General features: G+C 27.3%; 1 protein-coding gene and 1 pseudogene. Both read right to left on the reverse strand.

Annotated features, from left to right (window positions below):
* Positions 1 to 264 precede the first annotated feature (264 nt).
* Positions 265 to 4,686: an MGA_1079 family surface serine endopeptidase gene (locus tag R7X45_RS03720; protein WP_318055957.1), complete on the reverse strand. Its 4,422-nt coding sequence runs from the start codon at positions 4,684 to 4,686 to the stop codon at positions 265 to 267.
* A 176-nt stretch (positions 4,687 to 4,862) separates the two neighbouring features.
* Positions 4,863 to 5,087 (reverse strand): annotated as a pseudogene (locus R7X45_RS03765) (KilA-N domain-containing protein); the annotation flags it as partial.
* Positions 5,088 to 5,481: the final 394 nt, after the last annotated feature.

The following is a 5,481-nucleotide window of genomic DNA, read 5'->3' on the forward strand; positions in this document are numbered from 1 at the left end:
ACGAACACTCCCGTAAAAAAATTAACAAAAGTACAGTACTCAAAATCTTGGCAAAAAATTAATTGCCTGATTTTTTTCTACTAACCTACAATTTTAATGTATTTAAATTTGTCTTCAATTGTGAATTTGTATTGTTTCATTTTTACACACCTTTTTTCGAATACGTCTGAAATTGGTGTACTAACTTATGCAGATTGAAGTGCATTTTTATATTAAATAGTTTAAAAAAGTATATAAATTTATACACTTTTTTGACATTTTGATTTATTTTGTGTTTGTTTTAAATGGATTAAAAAATCATGGTGAATTTGCACTAGCGGGTGCAAGTAGATGCCATCTTAAAATTTGAGCAGCAAATGATTTAGTATTTTTTAAATCCAATGGATGTTCACCATTGAAGTTCACACCAAAATAGTTAAAACCGCGAGTTGCATAATTTCAACCTTGCAAACTGTTGTGAGGTGTTCCGGAGTTAATTAATGAAATGTAATTGTTATCAGCACTTAAAATTCCAGTTCCTGAATTTCCGGCATCAAAATATGTAGGCACATAGCCATTTTGATGTCTTAACATTACATTATAATTGCTTAATCCTGGTCGGTGAATAACATATGCAGATTGTTTTCCATAAGGAAAACCAACAATTGAAAAGTCATAAATTAATGACTGGTGGTTTATATTATAATCCGTACCATTGAAATTAAATTTCATATTTTCAAGTGCTAGTCATGATTTTAATCAGTTGGCATACTCATATTTTCCTTGTGCAAGTGCTTCATCATAAAGTGGCTTAACATCGACCACAAAAATAGTAGCATCAATATTGTGACCTTTATGTTCCTTTCCATCTCGACTTTGTTGATCTGATCCAGATCAAATTTGAGAAAGTAGAAATCCAGAATTTGGGTCTTCTTCTTTGTCGCTAGGTTTTGATGAAGAATTTGGACCTGTTAATAGGCCACCTCAGTAACTAAATCCAGCATTAACATTATTTTCAAAATTAAGTGAAGACTTTACAATGTAACTATATCTTCGATAAGTGTTTGGTAAGCCAGTTGTTGAGTTATTTAGCTGGTCAAAATTTTTGACATTTTCTACGTGATTATTAGTTATAAAGTAGAATTTTCAGTCATTTTCATCATTATTTACTTTTCCAATCATCGTTGCAGAACCAAAACTAAAAGCAAGTGCACGTTGGAAATTATTTTCAAATTGAGGATTTGATTTGATAGTGGAATAATTTATATAATCATTGTTTTGTAAATAACCATTATGAATTTCATAGGGAACGTTTTGGTTAGGAAAATAAACATTTTTTCGAACATTAGGATCGGTATAAAAAGGAATTGGTGCATTTTCTTGAGTGTATGAAATCTGTTTATAATCGAATAAATTAGTTCGTCTAGTATGCTCTTCATATTGTTCATAATTCTCATAAATAACATTTACACCAGCACCTCTATCTCACAAGATAAAAGCTTTATTTTTGTCAAATTTATCATTATTTGTAAAAGGATTGTAACCTTGAGTGGTATTTACATAATTTACAGGATTACCAACAATAATGCTATATTCTTCACCTTTCAAACTTAATTTAAAGTGCAGTCCATCTATTTTTTTTGTAACATTTAATAATAATGTTAATTTGGGAAGTGGTGTAGAGCCAGTGCTAGTATTATTATATCTTTGTGGTAGTTCAAGTTCAATATTTTGTTCTGATTTTCATTTCAGTTCTGAATAGTCTATAGTAAATGAAGGAAACTTATATTTAGCTTCATTGCCAATGGTAGGATCTCCTGGTTTAGTGAATCTATTATAGCGATTATCATCTTGAATTAAAACATTTCCATAAATTGTTAAATCTAGTTTTACATCTCGAGCATTTTCTAACATTTTTTCAAGGTACTTTTCTTTTAAAACTCAGGATGCACCTTTTCCATCTTGTGATCAAATTGCATCTTTAGCATTAAATTCAATTTGTCGATTTCGAATAACTTGATAATTTTCTACTATTAAAGTATTAAGACCTGAATGTCTCCATTTGAAGCTTGAATTTTTGATATCATCAAGCAAAACAGAATTTGAACCAGCAACCTTGTATCAATTATTACCAACAACTATTTTTTCTGTTTCTTTTTTTTGGTTAGGGTAAGTATATTTTAAATTAATATAAGTATTGTTGTTATACTGAACTGTTTCATGAATTGTAATATCCTTAGTGTCAATTGAATAGTTATTTAGTGTCAAAGTTTGTTTATTTCAAGTTAATTGTTGATTATTATATTGAAAATCTTGTAGATTCACTTTGTTAATAAGTAATTCTGGATATATATTATTTTGAAAATCATTTGATAAATTTACAAGTGTAATTTCTTCTGATTTTGAATAAACTTTGCTAGGATCACTTTTATTAATAAAGCCAATTTTGAATTTTAGCTCACCTGTTCTTTCTGATTTTACATCATAATATACAATAAAATAGTTATTAATAATATCAGAAATATTATTTGGATTAGTTGTTACTCCACTAGGAATTATGCTATTTGTATTTACTATAAAAACATTTGCTGAATTATCTATTTTAGCTTGAATACTTTGTTTATCAAATTCATCTCCTCCAGTGGCATCTTTTGATTCATCTAATGTTCTTTTAAACTCTGATGAATCATTTTGAGCGTTGTTATTATGATTATTTTTAAGTTTTAATAAATATTGCAGTGCACTACCAGCATCTTGTTTTCGAAATTGGCTAACTAATTGTTGCGGGTTTAAAACACTAAAAAGTGTTTCTTTTCCGTTAACTTTAGCACCTGGAGTTTTTCTTAAATCGAAATTAGAGGCGTTAATTTCATCAATTAATTTTTTATGACTATTATCAAAATTACTACTTACTCAATTAGAAGGTAATTCAATATCACTAGCACGAAGTGGTCGAAAATATCACATATTTTTAGCATATTTAGTTTTATAATCACTTTCTTGCATATCTAAATCTCAATCTTGAAAATTAAGTTCTTGATTGTCCTTTTTGATTCCAAAAATTAGTTTGACTGTTCCACCACGATTAGAATCATAAATATTTGAATGATCAAGTACTTCTTTAACAAAAAGTGAATATTTACCTATTTTTGGTCATTTATAAATATTATTTAACTCCTTTTCTGCCAATATTGAAGGAATTCCATGATGATCAACACCTTGTTTGATAGGTTGTAAATCCTTCAAAATTTGTTCACTACCACTTAAATTATCTTTATTTCATTGTACATTTGTAAGATAGCTAGAAATTAAAAGTTGCAAGTCCGCTTTATCTCTTTCAAGCTTGGTCATACTAGTAGATCGAAGAGTTATTTTATCTTTAGTTTGGAGTGTAATTTGCTTTACTATTTTTCCTAGTGCTAAGAAGTTAACTTTTGCACTAAAGTGTTCATTTTCATAGCTAATTTGAGCCAAATCATGTTGAAAAATGTGATCAACTTTATTACCTTTAGATCTAAAATTTTGCTTAATAATATCTTGAAGTTGACCAACGTGTTCTTTGTTAATTTGTTGAAGGACAATTTTATCAAAATCATATAAGTCATCTAAATGTTGAAACTTTGTATCTAAAGCTGATATCTTACTTTCGATATCATAAGTATAGGTATTATCTTTTTTAAAATCAAGTAATTTTGAAATTCTTGTTCTATGTCCTTGGGCATTAGTTACCTGATAAGTAATTTTAATTTTATTATTGTTGGAATTATCTAATTTTGTATCTTTGATTTCAAAAGAATAACCTTCTTTTCCAATTTTAGTCAATAATTTTGTAGTTTCAACATCAAAAGCTACTGGATTTAATTTGTCTTCAAGTCTATAAAGTTTAATTTTTGCTTCATCAAATGAAGGATTTACTTGTTCTAAATCAGTTTTAATTTGACTAATTTGTTCATCTGTTGTTGTTCCATTTAGAGCTTTTTGTGCATCAATTAATTCTTTTTGTACTGCATTAATTTGTAATTCCAAATCACTAATATTACTTGAAAAAGCTAGTTCTTGATTATGAAAAAATGACTGCGCTTTTAAAAGAGTAATATCTAATAATTTATCAGCATTATTAGTAGTAGAAGTGTATTTTGGTGTTGATTTTATAGCTTCTGCTGACTTAATAGTATCACTTAATTTTGTTGATAAATTAGAAAGTTTACTAACTTTTTCTTCTATTTTTTTAAGATCTTGAGTACTTGTTTGTTCATTAATTTGTTGTGCAAAATGCAATTTTAAACTAGAAGCTAGTGTAGTAAATGTGTTAATTTTTTCAATACTTTTTTGCTGTTCTTGAAACAAAGTTGGTTCAATATTTTCAGGAGTTGTCGGTGTTTCCTGAGTTGTATTATCTGATGAGGTAGGCTCAGGAGTTTTAACTTGATCTTCTGGTTTGGATTTAATTTCTTTGTTATCGTTTTCTAAGGTCGGATTATTTTCTTCACTTTTTTTATCTTCAACTTGATTATTTTGCTCTTCTTTTTTGTCTGAAGATAAATTATTTTGGTTATCTAAATTTGGTTTCTTAGGCAGTGGTTTTGCATTTTCGTTTTGTTTAGCTGGTATTTTAATTTCAGGGGTAGTTCCACAAGCAATTGTAAGACCAAAAACTGTTACAAAAGAAGATAAAAGTAAGCTAAATTTAGTAATTTTAGATTTCATAATTACCTCTTTTATTGAATTCAATATTTTTTTTATTATATAACACATTTTACTTTTTTGTAAAAAGGTGAAAAATAAACTTTAATTTTTTTGGCAAAAGTTAATTACAATTTTTTACTGATTTACTAAAATATCAAAACAGATTTACTTAGAACACAAAATTATGAACACTCCCCATTTTTATTTTCAATCCATCTTTGTGGCGATGTTGTAAATCTATTTAGACCCGCGTCCATTTTAAACGTGTCGAATTGCACACGGTTAAAATTTTTATTATTTAATATCTCCCACAAATCTATAAATTCTATTGTATTTCTATTTCTCATTCAATTCTGAATAACAAATCGTGGATCATCTTTGTTTTTATACCTTGCAATATCTGTTAAGCTTATATAATCATTTTATTATACTTAAGTTATTAATTTATGCTTGCATAATTAGAGAATTAAAGTTTATATTCCTGAGTTTCCCAATTTGATTCAAAAATTCACTTTTTAGTGAATATAAATAGCAAGAATGCCCGTAAATACGTGTTTTTTACCCTAAAATCTTAATTTTATTGTTTTAAAATTAAGATTTTACAAAAAAAATGCTTGGTCTAAGAAAAAATTATGTTATAATAACTATCACTTAAGAATAATTAATAAATTTGGATATTGAATTAAGGGGGAATTAATTATGTTTTTGTCATAAAAAAATCAGACAGCGCGAATTATCCATTATATTTTTAATATGATGGAATGCCTTAAATTTGACCGTTTAGAAATCTATAAATTTAGGGCTTTTGGTTATTGT

Source organism: Mesomycoplasma ovipneumoniae (genome assembly GCF_033343935.1).
Classification (GTDB): domain Bacteria; phylum Bacillota_I; class Bacilli_A; order Mycoplasmatales; family Metamycoplasmataceae; genus Mesomycoplasma; species Mesomycoplasma ovipneumoniae_G.